This is a genomic window from Pseudomonas entomophila L48, from assembly GCF_000026105.1.
Taxonomy (GTDB): domain Bacteria; phylum Pseudomonadota; class Gammaproteobacteria; order Pseudomonadales; family Pseudomonadaceae; genus Aquipseudomonas; species Aquipseudomonas entomophila.
In genome coordinates, this window is the sequence record NC_008027.1 from 3,114,820 (window position 1) to 3,129,541 (window position 14,722).

General features: G+C 65.4%; 10 protein-coding genes. 7 read left to right on the forward strand and 3 right to left on the reverse strand.

Translation table 11 applies throughout. From position 1 onward, the window contains the following. Positions 1-49 precede the first annotated feature (49 nt). From PSEEN_RS13685 to PSEEN_RS13695, 3 genes are all read left to right on the forward strand, one after another. Positions 50-1,669: an NADP-dependent glyceraldehyde-3-phosphate dehydrogenase gene (locus PSEEN_RS13685; protein ID WP_011534118.1), complete on the forward strand. Its 1,620-nt coding sequence runs from the start codon at positions 50-52 to the stop codon at positions 1,667-1,669. 171 nt (positions 1,670-1,840) lie between these two features. Continuing rightward, the gene (locus PSEEN_RS13690) at positions 1,841-2,308 is read left to right on the forward strand and encodes a VOC family protein (RefSeq protein ID WP_011534119.1); all 468 of its coding nucleotides are present in this window, start codon (positions 1,841-1,843) and stop codon (positions 2,306-2,308) included. A gap of 86 nt (positions 2,309-2,394) precedes the next feature. Further along, positions 2,395-3,588 carry a hypothetical protein gene (locus PSEEN_RS13695; protein ID WP_011534120.1) on the forward strand — a complete coding sequence of 398 codons (1,194 nt, stop codon included), beginning with the start codon at positions 2,395-2,397 and terminating at the stop codon, positions 3,586-3,588. 97 nt (positions 3,589-3,685) lie between these two features. Here the strand turns inward: PSEEN_RS13695 and yiaY are convergent, their stop codons facing one another. From yiaY to PSEEN_RS13710, 3 genes are all read right to left on the reverse strand, one after another. Beyond that, positions 3,686-4,834: an L-threonine dehydrogenase gene (yiaY, locus tag PSEEN_RS13700; RefSeq protein ID WP_011534121.1), complete on the reverse strand. Its 1,149-nt coding sequence runs from the start codon at positions 4,832-4,834 to the stop codon at positions 3,686-3,688. Positions 4,835-4,979: 145 nt separating this feature from the next. Next, entirely contained in the window at positions 4,980-6,542 is a 1,563-nt protein-coding gene (gene ilvA, locus PSEEN_RS13705) for a threonine ammonia-lyase, biosynthetic (protein WP_011534122.1), read from the reverse strand. Between the two features lie 187 nt (positions 6,543-6,729). Further along, positions 6,730-7,167, reverse strand: coding sequence for a PACE efflux transporter (locus tag PSEEN_RS13710; RefSeq protein ID WP_011534123.1), 438 nt, complete (start codon positions 7,165-7,167; stop codon positions 6,730-6,732). Between the two features lie 317 nt (positions 7,168-7,484). Between PSEEN_RS13710 and wecB the strand changes: the two genes are divergently transcribed. The 4 genes from wecB to PSEEN_RS13730 are packed head-to-tail and all read left to right on the forward strand — an operon-like array spanning position 7,485 to position 14,648. Further along, entirely contained in the window at positions 7,485-8,639 is a 1,155-nt protein-coding gene (gene wecB / locus PSEEN_RS13715) for a non-hydrolyzing UDP-N-acetylglucosamine 2-epimerase (protein WP_011534125.1), read from the forward strand. After that, a complete protein-coding gene (nfrB, locus tag PSEEN_RS13720; RefSeq protein ID WP_011534126.1) occupies positions 8,636-10,810 on the forward strand; it encodes a cyclic di-3',5'-guanylate-activated glycosyltransferase NfrB in 2,175 nt (724 codons plus the stop codon). Before wecB ends, nfrB begins: the two co-directional genes overlap by 4 nt. Then, positions 10,807-13,809 carry a phage receptor gene (locus PSEEN_RS13725; RefSeq protein WP_011534127.1) on the forward strand — a complete coding sequence of 1,001 codons (3,003 nt, stop codon included), beginning with the start codon at positions 10,807-10,809 and terminating at the stop codon, positions 13,807-13,809. Before nfrB ends, PSEEN_RS13725 begins: the two co-directional genes overlap by 4 nt. Continuing rightward, positions 13,809-14,648: a DUF4434 family protein gene (locus PSEEN_RS13730; RefSeq protein WP_011534128.1), complete on the forward strand. Its 840-nt coding sequence runs from the start codon at positions 13,809-13,811 to the stop codon at positions 14,646-14,648. Before PSEEN_RS13725 ends, PSEEN_RS13730 begins: the two co-directional genes overlap by 1 nt. Positions 14,649-14,722: the final 74 nt, after the last annotated feature.

The following is a 14,722-nucleotide window of genomic DNA, read 5'->3' on the forward strand; positions in this document are numbered from 1 at the left end:
CTCACTGGCTGAAGCGTTTCATCATCTGGATTAGAGAGGTGCAGTGCCCATGGACCGTCTGCTCGATTCGTTGTTTCCCGCCCCTGAAGATGTTCCCGAAGCCTGGCGCCTGGGCGAACCTCTGGAACAACGTGATTACCTCGTCGCCGGTGAACTCAGGCGCTGGGACGGCCCGCTGGCCACGGTACGCAGCCCGGTCTGGCTGAAAGACGGCGACGGTGAGCGCCAGGTGATCCTCGGCAGCGCCCCGCTGCTCGATGCCGACACCGCGCTCACCGCCCTGGACGCCGCCGTCGCCGCCTATGACAAAGGCCGTGGTGCCTGGCCGAACATGCGCGTGGCCGAACGCATCCAACATGTCGAGTCATTCCTGGCACGTATGCGTGAGCAGCGCACGGCCGTGGTCAAGCTGCTGATGTGGGAGATCGGCAAGAACCTCAAGGATTCGGAAAAAGAATTCGACCGCACCTGCGACTACATCGTCGACACCATCAATGCACTCAAGGACCTCGACCGCCGCTCCAGCCGCTTCGAACTGGAGCAAGGCACCCTTGGCCAGATCCGCCGGGCACCGCTGGGCGTGGCGCTGTGCATGGGCCCCTACAACTACCCGCTTAACGAAACCTTTACCACGCTGATCCCGGCGCTGATCATGGGCAACACCGTGGTGTTCAAGCCGGCCAAGTTCGGCGTGCTGCTGATCCGCCCGCTGCTCGAGGCGTTCCGCGACAGTTTCCCGGCCGGGGTGATCAACGTCATCTACGGTCGTGGCCGCGAGACGGTCAGCGCCCTGATGGCGAGCGGCAAGGTCGACGTGTTCGCCTTCATCGGCACTCATAAGGCCGCCAGCGACCTGAAGAAACTGCACCCGCGCCCGCACCGCCTGCGCGCAGCCCTCGGCCTTGACGCCAAGAACCCCGGCATCGTCCTGCCGCAGGTCGACCTGGACAACGCCGTGGAAGAGGCCGTCACCGGCGCGCTGTCGTTCAACGGCCAGCGCTGCACCGCCTTGAAGATCCTCTTCGTGCACGAGGATGTGGTCGAGCCGTTCCTCGACAAGTTCCAGCGCAAGCTGGCCGCGCTCAAGCCCGGCATGCCCTGGGAACCGGGGGTGGCCCTGACGCCGCTGCCGGAGCCTGGCAAGGTCGACTACCTCGATGGCCTGGTGGCCGACGCCACCGCCAAAGGCGCCAGGGTACTCAACGAAGGGGGCGGCCAGAGCCGTGGTTCGTTCTTCTACCCCGCCCTGCTCTACCCGGTCAGCCGTGACATGCGGGTATACCACGAGGAACAGTTCGGCCCGCTGGTGCCAGTCGTGCCCTACCGTGACCTGCAGACGGTGATCGACGATGTGCTCGACTCCGACTACGGCCAGCAATTGAGCCTGTTCGGCAACGACCCCGAGACCATCGGCGCACTGGTCGACATCTTCGCCAACCAAGTGGGGCGCATCAACCTCAATGCCCAGTGCCAACGTGGCCCGGACACTTACCCGTTCAACGGCCGCAAGAACAGCGCCGAAGGCACGTTGTCGGTGCACGACGCACTGCGGGTGTTTTCCATCCGCACCTTGGTGGCAACCAAGTTCCAGGAATCAAACAAGCAACTGATCAGCGAAATCATCCGCAACCGGCAGTCGAGTTTCCTGACCACCGACTACATCTTCTGACGACCCGTTCGCCAGCAAGCCGCTTCGCACGCTCCTGTAGGAGCCGGCTTGCCGGCGAACCGCCCTTTTTATAGACAAACGATCTAAGGCGACTGTCGATTTCCTGCGCGTTTGAACGACTCTAAATCACCCAGGTGTTGCAACCCACCCACGTGAAAGGAGCTTACGAAAATGGCAGTCAAACCTATCCCCGAAGGCCAGCACAGCATCACCCCCTACCTCGGTATCGAGGGTGCCGCCAAGGCCATCGAGTTCTATAAGAAGGCCTTCAACGCCGTCGAGATGTTCCGCCTGGAAGGCCCGGATGGCCGGGTCGGCCATGCGGAACTGAAAATCGGTGACTCCTCGCTGATGCTCGCCGACCCGTGCGACATGCCGGACAGCCTCAAGGCCACCCAGAGTATCAAGGACCCCGCCGTCGGCCTGCACCTCTATGTCGAGGATTGCGACAAGACCTACGCCCAGGCCATCGCCGCTGGCGCCAAGCAGGTCACTGAACTGAAGGACCAGTTCTACGGCGACCGCAGCGGCGCCCTGAAGGACCCGTTCGGCAACGTGTGGTTCGTCTCCACGCACAAGGAGGACCTCAGCGTCGAGGAGATCCGTGCCCGCGCCGCGAAGATGTTCGCCGGCCAGTAAGCCCCAGGCCCCAAGCCTCAAGCCACGGTTGAAAGCATCGCCGCTTTGCTTGAAGCTTGGGGCTCGTAGCTTGGAGCTGCTTCTCAATGCGTATCATCGAAAAATCCGGCGCGCAGGTGCGCAGCCTGACCCTGGCCGAAGAGGAACTGTTGGCCGGTTTTTCCGCCGGCACCCTGTCCGGCCCCCGCCTGCTGCAAGCCAATCAACTGCTCATGAAGGTGCGCGGCGCCAACCAGTGGCTGGCCTGCGACTGCCGCAAGGATGCCCTGCCGGTGCTCAACGTCACCCTCAACGGCAACACCGGCACACTGTTCCTGCGCAACAACCCCGACACCCCGGAGCATGCCACAGGCTGCCCGTTCACCAAGGATCCGCGGGAAGCCGGCGAGCACAGTGATGAAATCACCCAGCCCGCCGCCTGGCTGGCACCGGATACCCCCCTGCGCCTGCTCGGCGACTACCGACGTGCCAATGACAGCGAAACGACCGCTTCCCCTCGCGAACCGGGTGAGCGCCGTGAGCAGCAGCGCTTGTTGTCCTTGCTGCTGACCTGGATCGAGGCCAGCGGGCTTAACGTCTACGCCACCCATTTGAAGAAAGACCTCACCGCACAGTTCGCCGAACTGCGCGGCGTTGCCAGCCGCTATCCGTTGCTGGAGCGGGTGCCGGCCAGCAACTACCTGGAAACCCGCCTGGACATGAAGCACATGATGATGCTCAAGGCCAAGCTGCGGGAAGCCACGGTGTTCGGCAACCACCGCCGCCATGGCCTGCTGCTCGACTGCGTCGAGCAGATCAAGGGGCGCAAGGTCGTCACGGCTCGCAGCGAGGACGGCTTCGATTTCCAGGGTAATCACCAGTACTGGGGAGGCAGCCGGACCGACGGTCCGTTGCTGGCGCTGGCGCTGTACTCGCCGGCCACCGCGGGCAGCCATTTCTATGAACTGATCCATGTGGCCAGCGTGCCAGTGTTGTCACGGGCGCATCTGTTCCCGGTCTACCGCGATGAAGAACGCGAGCCGCTCAAGGCATTGGTGTCTTTGATCGACTGGATGGCGGGCAAAGGCGTGAAGGTATTGATGCGCCGGCCGGTGATCGGTGGCCAGGTGATGGATGAGCTGGTGCTGACCTCGGACCAGGACCGCGTGCTGTCGGTGTCGTTGCTCGAGCAGCCGCTGGGCCCGGAGCCGGACGCCGAGAACTTCAAGCGCTACGCCGACTTCAAGAGCCTGGAGACCTTCCGCAAATATGTGGCGGGGTTCTTCATGCGCGAGCGATAGGGTGCCGGCCTGTAGGAGCGGCTTTAGCCGCGATCACCCGCGAAGCGGGTGGTGGACACCGCGGTGCCTGCATCGCGGCTGAAGCCGCTCCTACAAGCTAGAACGCCGCCTTGAAGATCGCCTCGATCTCCACCTGGCTCGCCACCCGTGGGTTGGTCAACCCGCAGGCATCTTTCAGCGCATTGGCCGCCAGCACCGGCACATCCTCGACCTTCACCCCCAGCTCCGCCAACCCGTCCGGGATACCAATCGCCGCCGCCAGGTGCTCGATGGCCGAGATCGCCGCGCCAGCGCCCTGCTCCGCATCCAACCCGCACACCTTGGTGCCCATCGCCTTGGCCACATCGCGCAGGCGCGCCGCGCTGACCTTGGCGTTGAAGCGCTGCACATGGGGCAGCAGCACAGCGTTGCACACACCATGGGGCAGGTCGTAGAAACCACCCAACTGGTGCGCCATGGCATGCACGTAGCCGAGCGAGGCGTTGTTGAACGCCATGCCCGCCAGGAACTGTGCATACGCCATGTTCTCCCTTGCCTGCAGGTTGCTGCCGTCCGCTACTGCCTGGCGCAGGTTGTCGCTGATCAGGCTGATGGCCTTGAGCGCGCAGGCGTCGGTGATCGGCGTGGCCGCCGTCGAGACATACGCCTCGATGGCGTGGGTCAGGGCATCCATGCCGGTGGCGGCGGTCAGCCCCTTGGGCATCCCGACCATCAGCGCCGGGTCGTTGACCGAGAGAATCGGTGTGACGTTGCGGTCGACGATGGCCATTTTCACATGGCGTGCCTCGTCGGTGATGATGCAGAAGCGCGTCATCTCGCTGGCCGTGCCAGCGGTGGTGTTGATGGCGATCAGCGGCAACTGCGGCTTGCTGGAGCGATCCACACCTTCGTAATCGCTGATATGACCGCCGTTGGTGGCGCACAAGGCGATGCCCTTGGCGCAATCGTGGGGCGAGCCGCCGCCCAGCGAAACAACGCAGTCGCAGCGCGATTGCCGAAGCAGGGCCAGGCCTGCCTCGACATTGGCGATGCTCGGGTTGGGCTTGGCGCCGTCGAACACCACCGAATCGATGTCACGCATCGCCAGCATGCCGGCGATACGTTCGGCCACGCCGGCCTTGGCCAGGCCCTGGTCGGTGACGATCAAAGCCTTGCGCAGGCCGTAGCCGGCAATGGCGGTCATCGCCTCGTCCAGGCAATCGATGCCCATGATGTTCACGGCGGGAATGAAGAAGGTGCTGCTCATGGCCGGGTCCTCTCACGCTGACGGTTTGCCTTGAGCATCCGCCTGAACGGCAACAGGCATCTTGACCCAGGACAATGCGCCACGCCTGTCCGGCACGCATGGCTCTTTGTAGGAGCCGGCTTGCCGGCGAACGACACCCTCCACATCACCCCAGGAACAACTGATACGCCGGATTCTGCGTCTCATCCCAATACCGATATCCCATCTCGTCCAGCGCCCTGGGCAACCCCTCCAGTTCATCGTCCGGCACTTCCAGCGCGGCAAACACCCGCGCCTCCGCCGCACCATGGTTGCGGTAATGGAACAGGCTGATGTTCCAACGCTTGCCCAGCCGTTCAAGGAAACCGAGCAAAGCACCCGGCCGCTCCGGAAACTCGAAGCGCAGCACCCGCTCATTGACACCCGGTGCCGCGTGCCCGCCCACGGTATGGCGCACGTGCAGCTTGGCCAGCTCGTTGTCGGTCAGGTCGAGTACCTGGTACCCCTGCTCGCCCAGGCTGGCCAGCAGCTGCTGGCGCGGATCGTGTTGCGGATGGGTCTGCACCCCAACGAACAACCGCGCTTCCTTGCCCGGGTAATAGCGGTAGTTGAACTCGGTGATCTGGCGCTTGCCCAGGGCCTGGCAAAAAGCGCGGAAGCTGCCGGGCTGTTCGGGGATGGTCACGGCAATCACCGCTTCGCGCTGCTCGCCCAGCTCGGCACGCTCGGCGACATGGCGCAGGCGATCGAAGTTGACGTTGGCGCCAGAGTCGATGGCCACCAGCGCCTGCCCCTGCACACCCTCGCGGGCCACGTACTTCTTGATCCCGGCCACCGCCAGGGCGCCGGATGGCTCGGTGATCGAACGGGTGTCGTCATAGATGTCCTTGATCGCCGCACACAGCTCGTCGCTGCTGACCGTCACCACCTCGTCAACGAAGTGGCGGCACAGCTCGAAGCAGTGGGCGCCGATCTGGGCCACCGCCACACCGTCGGCGAAGGTGCCCACCTGCGGCAGGATCACCCGCTCACCCGCCGCCATGGCGGCCTGCAGGCAGTTGGAGTCTTCCGGTTCGACACCAATCACCTTCACCTCGGGGCGCAGGTACTTGACGTAGGCGGCGATGCCAGCGATCAGCCCGCCGCCGCCAACCGGCACGAAGATCGCGTGCAGCGCACCGGGGTGCTGGCGCAGGATCTCCATGGCCACGGTGCCCTGCCCGGCGATCACGTCCGGGTCGTCGAACGGCGGCACGAAGGTCGCGCCGTCGCTGTCGGCCAACGCCAGCGCGTGGGCCAAGGCATGGGGGAAGCTCTCGCCATGCAGCACCACATGCCCGCCACGGGAGCGAACGCCCTCGACCTTGAGCGAGGGCGTGGTGGTGGGCATGACGATGGTGGCCTTGATGCCCAGGTGTGCGGCGGCCAGGGCCACGCCCTGGGCGTGGTTGCCGGCCGAGGCAGTGATGACCCCGCGCTCGCGCTGGGCGGTCGTCAGGCGTGACAGGCGGGTGTAGGCACCGCGGATCTTGAACGAGAACGTCGGTTGCAAGTCTTCGCGCTTGAGCAGCACTTGGTTGCCCAGCGCCGCGGACAGCGCGGGCGCCACTTGCAAGGGCGTCTCGATGGCCAGGTCGTACACGGGCGCAGCGAGGATGCGGCGTACCTGCTCGGACAGCAGTTGCTGGGGCGTTACGGGGGTACGGGGGCTGACGCTCAGATTGGTCATCGGTGACTCCTGGTTCTTGTTTGAAGTGCCCAGGAGTCAGAGAGAAAAAACCCGCCTCCAGGGCGGGTTCGGTGCACGTACGCGCTAGCCCGCCAAACCGATAATGGCGGTAATAATAATGCTGGCGGCGAATGGGTGCGGGAATGTGTTCATGGGTCGGGAACTTAGCGTGGGCGATAGCGGCGCGTCAACACCCTTTCGCGGCCTCCTGTGCAGACACGGGCACATCGAACACCTTGTCGAACCCCCACTGGAACACGAAGGCATAGACGAAGAAGAACACGAACAACGCCAGGTTGGTCACCAACGCTGCCCACAGGCTGATGCCCAGCCAGTAGGCCACCAACGGCAGCAGGATCAATACCAGCCCGCCCTCGAAACCCAAGGCATGCAGCAGGCGGCGCATGAAGGTGCGGCTGCGTTTGTGCTGGCGTGCCTCCCAGCGCTCGAAGAGCCAGTTGTAGGCCATGTTCCAGCCCATGGCGATGGCCGACATGAGGATCGACAGCACCGTCGACTGGGCCATGCCGGCGCCAAACGCCAGCTCCAGCGCCGGCGCCACGCAGGCCACGGCGATGGCTTCGTAAAGGATGGCCTGGACGACCTTGCGTGCCTTGCCTTGCATGTGCGGCTCCCTGAAGAAAAGACCTACAAATTTACTAGAAGCAGCCTGTAGGAAAAAGCCTGAAATACATTGTTAACTGATCATTCAGTCAAGATTCGCTAGCATAAACGTTTCCGCACCACCCTTCTCCCTGGCACACGAACGATCGCCGGGCCTCTTCGGCCCTGGCCTTCAGACACGTTCGGCACTGGCCTATCGCCACAGTCTGCGACGGCCCCCGCATTGGACAACCCCGCATTCGGCTGCTTGTATCTATGACTTGCAAACAGCGGCAAGTCTTACCCCTTCGTCCAGGGAATCGTACGAGGAATTAGACGATGGCTCACACCGTCATGATGGTATTCGGTACCCGCCCTGAAGCAATCAAGATGGCCCCACTGGCCCGTGTGCTACGCACCTGGCCCGGGATCGACCTGCACATCTGCTCCACCGGCCAGCACCGGGAAATGCTCGAGCAGGTACTCACCGCGTTTGGCCTGAAGGTTGACCAGGACCTGCAGGTGATGACCCAGAACCAGACCCTCAACGGCCTGTCCCGCGACCTGCTGGACAAGCTCGACCAGGCCTACGAGCAGGTCAAGCCCGAGATCGTGCTGGTGCACGGCGACACCACCACCAGCTTCATCGCCTCGCTGGCCGCCTTCCACCGGCACATCCCCATCGGCCATGTCGAGGCCGGCCTGCGCACCGGCAACCTGCAGCAGCCCTGGCCCGAGGAGGCCAACCGGCGCCTGACCGGGGTGCTCGCCGACCTGCACTTCACCCCCACCCGTGATTCCGATGCCAACCTGATTCGCGAAGGCGTACCACCCGAGCACATCGAGGTGACCGGCAACACGGTGATCGACGCCCTGCTGTGGATGCGCGACAAGCTCAAGCACGACAACTGGCGCCCCGCCGCCGATTCGCCGCTCAATGTGCTGCGCGACGACCAGCGCATGGTGCTGATCACCGGCCACCGCCGCGAGAACTTCGGCAGCGGCTTCGAGCGCATCTGCCTGGCCCTGGCCGAACTGGCCCTGCGTTATCCGGACGTGCAGTTCCTCTACCCGGTGCACCTCAACCCGCAGGTGCAGCATGCCGTGTACAGCGTGCTGTCCGGGCGCGAGAACATCCACCTGGTGGCGCCCCAGGACTATCCGCACTTCGTCTGGCTGATGAACCGTGCCCACGTGATCCTCACCGACTCCGGTGGTGTGCAGGAAGAGGCGCCCGCGCTGGGCAAACCGGTGCTTGTGCTGCGCAAGGTCACCGAGCGCCCCGCCGTGCTCAAGGGCGGCACGGTCAAGCTGGTCGGCACCCTGACCGAACGCATCGTCCATGAAACCAGCCAACTGCTCGACGACCCGGCCGCCTATGCACGCATGGCGCGGGTATTCACCCCGTTCGGCGACGGCCACGCCAGCGAACGCATCGCCGAGCGCCTGACCCGCTGGTTCGCCGACCAATCCGCCACACGGGACAACGCATGAGCCTGGCTTTCATCGACTTCCTCACCTATGTCCTGTTCGGCCTGAAGATCCTCGCCATCGTCCTGGCCACGCTGATGTTCGTGCTGGGCCTGGACGACCTGTTCATCGACCTGTGCTACTGGGGCCGCAAGCTGATCCGGCGCTTCCGCATTTACGACAAGTTCGAAAAGGCCGACGAGAAACGCCTGTTCGAGGTGCCGGAAAAACCCCTGGCGATCATGGTCCCGGCCTGGAACGAGGTGGGCGTGGTCGGCGAGATGGCGCGCCTGGCGGCCTCGACTATCGACTACGAGAACTACCAGATCTTCGTCGGCACCTACCCCAACGACCCACAAACGCAGGCCGACGTCGACGCCGTGTGCCTGCACTACCCCAACGTGCACAAGGTGGTCTGCGCCCGCCCCGGCCCCACCAGCAAGGCCGACTGCCTGAACAACATCATCGACGCCATCCTGCGCTTCCAGCAGGACGCGCGCATCGAGTTCGCAGGTTTCATCCTGCATGACGCCGAAGATGTCATCTCGCCCATGGAACTGCGGCTGTTCAACTACCTGTTGCCGAACAAGGACATGATCCAGATCCCGGTGTACCCCTATGCGCCGGAGTGGAAGGGCTTCACCGCCGGGCACTACGTCGACGAGTTCGCCGAGAACCACGGCAAGGACGTCATCGTGCGCGAGGCGCTCACCGGCCAGGTGCCCAGCGCGGGGGTCGGCACCTGCTTCAGCCGCCGGGCAATCAGCGCGCTGCTGGAGGATGGCGACGGCATCGCCTTCGATGTGCAGAGCCTTACCGAGGACTACGACATCGGTTTCCGCCTGAAGCAGAAAGGCATGAAGTGCATCTTCGCCCGCTACTCGATCACCGACCCGGCGCTGGCCCTCAAGCAGGACTGGCGCCCCGGCATGAGCCGCGAATTCTCCCAGGTGATCTGCGTGCGCGAGCACTTCCCCCGGGACTGGCAGCACGCCATCCGGCAGAAGTCGCGGTGGATCGTCGGCATCGTGTTCCAGGGCACCAGCAACCTCGGCTGGAGCCGCAAGGGCGCGCTGAACTACTTCCTCTGGCGCGACCGCCGCGGGCTGTTCGCCTACCTGCTGAGCTTTTTGGTCAACCTGTTGCTGCTGGTGCTGCTGGCGATGTGGCTGGTCACGGTGATCGCGCCGGAGTCGTGGCGCTTCATGTCGATCCTCGGCGACAGCAAGCTGCTCTCCACCCTGCTCTGGCTCAATGGCCTGCTGCTGGTCAACCGCCTGTTCCAGCGTGGCTGGTTCGTGACCCGCTACTACGGCATCTTCGAAGGATTGCTGTCGGCGCCGCGGATGATGTGGAGCAACTTCGTCAACTTCTTCGCCAACCTGCGCGCGCTGCGCCAGGTCATGGAGATGGGCGACTCGCGCCGGGTGGCCTGGGACAAGACCACCCACGAGTTCCCCGCCCTCGCTTCGCCGGCGCGCACGCCCCTGGGCCAGCGCCTGGTGGAGAAAGGCCTGATCAACGAAGAACAACTGCACCAGGCGATCACCAGCCCGGTGCGCCGGCGCCTGGGCCGCGAGCTGCTGCTGCGCGGCTGGCTGAACAGCGAGCAACTGGCCGAGGCCCTGGCCGAACAGCTGGACTTGCCGTGGGCGCCACTCAACCCGTTCAAGATTTCACCGGTGCTGATCAAGCAACTGCCACGCAAGCTCGCGACCCACTACGGTGTGCTACCGGTGGACGAAGACGGCGATACCCTGGTGCTGGCCAGCGAAAGCCCGGTCAGCCAAGTGTCGCTGGGGGTCATCAGCCGCCAGCTCAAGCGTCCGGTGCGCGCCCGACTGGCGCCTCAGGGGCGGGTAACGCTCGGCCTGCGCTACCACTACCCGAGCGAATGGCAAAAACCCGAGACCCGCGAGATGCTCGCCGTGCTCGAACGCCGCCAGGACGACGCCAGGCTGCTCGAAGACGTCAGCACCCACCAGGTGATGCTTGGCACCCTGCTGCAGGTGCGCGGCATGGTTCCGGCGACCCTGTTCAACCAGGCGCTGATCGACTTCGACCCCGAGCGCCAGAGCCTGGGCGAACACCTGATCAGCCGCGGCATCATCACCGAAGAGATCCTGCAGCAGGCTCTCGCCGAACAGGCCAGCGAACAGCAGGCCGCCTATGACCTGACCCGGGAGGTGGCATGAAGCCCCGTCTTTCCCTGACGATCGCCAGCCTGCTGCTGTGTTCTTCCGCCCTCGCCGCCCCGACGGCCCCCATGACCGACTTCCAGCGCTTCACCAGTTTCCCGTTCATGGAGCGCGGTTACCGTGAAGCGCAGAAGGACAACTGGCCCGAGGTCGAGCGCCTGACCCGCCATGTGCTCAAGCGCGTGCCCAACAACAACGAGGCCCGCGCCCTGCTGGCCGAATCGCTCGCGCACCAGCGCCGCTACAAGGAAGCCGAGGCGATCGCCGAGGACCTCGACGATAACCCCGAGCATGCCGATGCCCTGCTCGAACTGCGCCTGACCTGGATCGAGCAGGATCCGCCGCCGGCCAGCCAGGTCGAGGGCTGGATCGCCAGCAGCAACAGCAACCAGCGCATCCGCCTGTGGCAGGCCTATAGCCTGAGCCTGGCCAAGTTCGGCGGTGCGCGCCGTGCCCTGGACTGGCTCAACCAGTTGCCACCGCGCGACGACGGCATGGTGCTGCGCCTGGCCCGGGGCAACTTTTCCGAACAGTTGCGCAACTGGGGCGAAACCATCGACCAGTTGCAACCGCTGGCCGACAAGGGTCAATTGCCGCCGGAGGACTGGCAGCGCCTGGCCAACGCCTATATCCAGCAGGTCGATGAAAAAGGCCTGAACAAGCTGCTGGCCAGTGCGCCTTCGCAAGAGGCCGCCACCCGTGCCCGCCTGGCCATGGCCGACCGCGCCATCGCCATGGGCCACAACCAGCAGGCCGAACGCTGGCTGCACAGCGTGCCGGCCGATCAACTTCAGCGGCCCGAACAGCGCAAGCAGTTGTGGGAATTGGCCCGCGAAGGCGACGACGCACCGCTGGTGCAACACCTGAGCAACGAGTTGCAGCGCCCCTGCCTGGAAACCGTCGACTGGCTGTCGCGCAAGGACCTGGCCCTGGCCCGCGAACAGCTCAAGGGCTGCCAGGCCAGCGACAACCCACGCTCGTACGCCATCCTCAAGCAGCGCCTGTATGGTGACCCGCCCCAACCTGCGCAGCCACGCACGGCGGCGCAGTGGGAGCAGCGCTACCGCCAGACCGGCGACCTCGCCGCTTTGGAACAAGCCAGCTTCATGCTGCTCGACCAAGGCCACGGCGAGCGCGTCCGACAACTGTTGGCACAAGCCTATGACCGCCGCCAGGGGCGCCTGACGCCCTCGCTGCTGCAGCGCCTGGGCAATCTCTATGCGCGCAACGACAGCCCGCTGGACACCCGACGCATGCTTGCCCTGATGCCCCGGGTCGATGCCGCCACCCGGGGCCTGCTGCTCGGCCGCCTGGCCGAGGCCGGTGAGTGCGAGGCCGTGCGTGGCGCGATACCGGCCAACCCGACCGAAGCCGGCCAGTACCGTGCGCTGGGCCGCTGCGCGATGCCCGACCAACCCGGCGAAGCGGTGGTCTACTACCAGGCCGCTGACCGCCTCGGCGACCCAGGCAGCCGCCTGCCCTTGGCCTACGCCCTGGAGGCCTCCGGTGATTCGCAAGCGGCCTTGCCGATCTGGAACAGCCTGCCCGCCAGCGCCTGGACCGACAATGCCCGCCTGACCGCCGCGCGGGGCGCGCTGAACACTGGCGATGCCAGCAGCGCCCGTCGCCACTGGGACGCGGCCGCGCACAACAGCGCCGACGACTGGGCGCTGGGCGCCGCGATTGCCCAACGCCAGGGCGACCTGCCACAAGCCTTGGCCTTTCAACGCGAAGCCCTGCGCCATAACCCACGCGCCGACCACTACTACGCTGCCGCTGGCACCGCCCAGCAGGCCGGTGACACCGCCCAGAGCACCGCTTGGCTGGCTGAGGCCGTGCGCATGGCCCCGGACCAGCCGCGCTACCGCGCCGACTACGGCATGCGCCTGGCCGGCGCCGAGGACAAGGCCCAGCGTCGCCAGTCGATCCCCTACCTGGAGCAAGCCACCCGCGACTTCCCCGAGGACTACCGCCTCGGCGAAACCCTCGCCCTGCGCTACGACGAGGTCGAGAACAGCGCGGCGGCCCGCCGCGAACTGCGCCGAGTGCTGGATGTGGAGCAGAACCTGGTCGACGGCGATGACGAATACGGCAGCCTGGAAGCGCGCAAGTATCGCCAGCGTCGTGCCCACGAAACCCTGTCGCGGCGCGACAGCGTCACCCTGGCCAGCACCTGGTCGCCTGCCGGCACTTCCACCAACGACCGCTTCCTCGACAACGGCACCCGCAGCGGCAGCTCGCGCAAGGCGCAGTCGCAGAACGTGCAACTGGCAATGTGGGACCACGCCCTGGGCGAAGAGCCCAGCCGCAACGGCAGCACCCTGTCGGTGTACGGCCGGGTGTTGTTCGGCGGCCAGAGCCGCACCGACTACGCCCAGAGCATGGGCACCGGCGTCGGCCTGCGCTACAAGCCGCTGGGCCAGGCCAACCTCAACCTGTATGCCGAGCTCTACCACCAGCGCCAGGTCGACAGTGACCACTACAGCGGCCTGAGCCTGGGCGAGCTGCTCAGCCCGGCCAAGGTCGGCGGCAACTGGGGCGACCTGCGCCACCATGCGGAATCGAGCAACGACCTGCTGCTGCGCGCCACCGCCTCGTTCCTCGACCAGGGCAGGTACCGCAACGACTGGCGCATCGACGAAGACGACTGGGATGAACGCTTCCTTTATCTGGACGCCGCCTGGTGGACCCGCGCCGGCGACCATGCCTGGCTGTCGCGCTTGCAGCAGGGCCATGCCTGGAAGCTGCCCAGCCAGTCGCCGCAGACGATCATGCCCTACGGTTTCCTCGAGTTCTCCAGCCAAGACCCCAGCAACGACTGGCGCCAGGATGCCCGCGCCGGTGTTGGCGTGCGCTGGCAGTGGTGGTTCGACGACGACCGCTACAACGCGTACCGCGGCTCGTTGAAAGTGCGCGCCGAGTACCAGCAGGCGCTGGGCGGCAACCTCTATGAACGCGCCAACGGAGTGCTGCTGGGTGTGGAGATGAACTTCTGATGCGTACCTTCCTGGCCATCTGCCTGCTCGCCCTGTGCCTGCCCGCCCAAGCCGACCAGCGCCTGTTCTACCAACCGCTGAACCGCGACGCGGACGTTACTCCGGCGCAATGGCAACAGCTGTGGCGCGCCACCGTGGCCCAAGGCGGCAAGACCCTGATCGTGCAGTGGAGCGCCTATGGCGACAGCGACTTCGGCGCCGCCCGGGGCTGGCTGGCCAACAGCCTGCGCGAGGCCCGCGCCCAAGGGCTGGAGCTGGTACTCGGGCTATACATGGACCCGGCGTACTACCAGCGCCTGCAGGAACTCGACGGTGAAGGCCTGAACAGCTACTTCAAGGCCCAGCTGGGCCGCTCGCTCACCCAATACCAGCAACTGCGCACACGTTGGGAACTGCCAGTCAGCGGCTGGTACCTTCCGCTTGAGCTGGACGACCTGCATTTTCGCGACCCGGCTAGACGTGATGCGCTGCGCACACAGCTGCAAGCCTTCAATCGGCAACTGGACAAACCCCTGCATATCAGCGCCTTCAGCGCAGGCCAGCTGTCACCACGGGTCAATGGCGCGTGGCTCGATCAACTGGCAAGCCTTGGCCTGAGTGTCTGGTGGCAGGACGGCGCGGGGACCGGGCGCTTGGCGCCGATGGTGCGCCAGGGCTATGAACAGGCGCTGCCCTGCCGGGTGGGAATTGTGCGCGAAGCGTTCCGTCAGGTCAGCCATCCAGGCCAACCTTTCCGTGCGGAGCCGGCACAGCCCGCCCTCAACGGAGGCTGCCATGCCGAAGCGGTGTTCGCCCTCAGGTACAGGCCCTGGGCCAAGGGCGTGCTTTCCTACCCCTAGGCACAGCGATGCATGGCACCGGCGCTGCCGGTGTTCGCGGGTAAACCCGCTCCTACAGGGGTCGCACCGTATCT

Excerpts from the sequence above, each read along its gene's own strand:
- PSEEN_RS13685 (WP_011534118.1), top strand. The coding sequence starts at position 50 with ATGGACCGTCTGCTCGATTCGTTGTTTCCCGCCCCTGAAGATGTTCCC.
- PSEEN_RS13690 (WP_011534119.1), top strand. The coding sequence starts at position 1,841 with ATGGCAGTCAAACCTATCCCCGAAGGCCAGCACAGCATCACCCCCTAC.
- PSEEN_RS13695 (WP_011534120.1), top strand. The coding sequence starts at position 2,395 with ATGCGTATCATCGAAAAATCCGGCGCGCAGGTGCGCAGCCTGACCCTG.
- yiaY (WP_011534121.1), bottom strand. The coding sequence starts at position 4,834 with ATGAGCAGCACCTTCTTCATTCCCGCCGTGAACATCATGGGCATCGAT.
- ilvA (WP_011534122.1), bottom strand. The coding sequence starts at position 6,542 with ATGACCAATCTGAGCGTCAGCCCCCGTACCCCCGTAACGCCCCAGCAA.
- PSEEN_RS13710 (WP_011534123.1), bottom strand. The coding sequence starts at position 7,167 with ATGCAAGGCAAGGCACGCAAGGTCGTCCAGGCCATCCTTTACGAAGCC.
- wecB (WP_011534125.1), top strand. The coding sequence starts at position 7,485 with ATGGCTCACACCGTCATGATGGTATTCGGTACCCGCCCTGAAGCAATC.
- nfrB (WP_011534126.1), top strand. The coding sequence starts at position 8,636 with ATGAGCCTGGCTTTCATCGACTTCCTCACCTATGTCCTGTTCGGCCTG.
- PSEEN_RS13725 (WP_011534127.1), top strand. The coding sequence starts at position 10,807 with ATGAAGCCCCGTCTTTCCCTGACGATCGCCAGCCTGCTGCTGTGTTCT.
- PSEEN_RS13730 (WP_011534128.1), top strand. The coding sequence starts at position 13,809 with ATGCGTACCTTCCTGGCCATCTGCCTGCTCGCCCTGTGCCTGCCCGCC.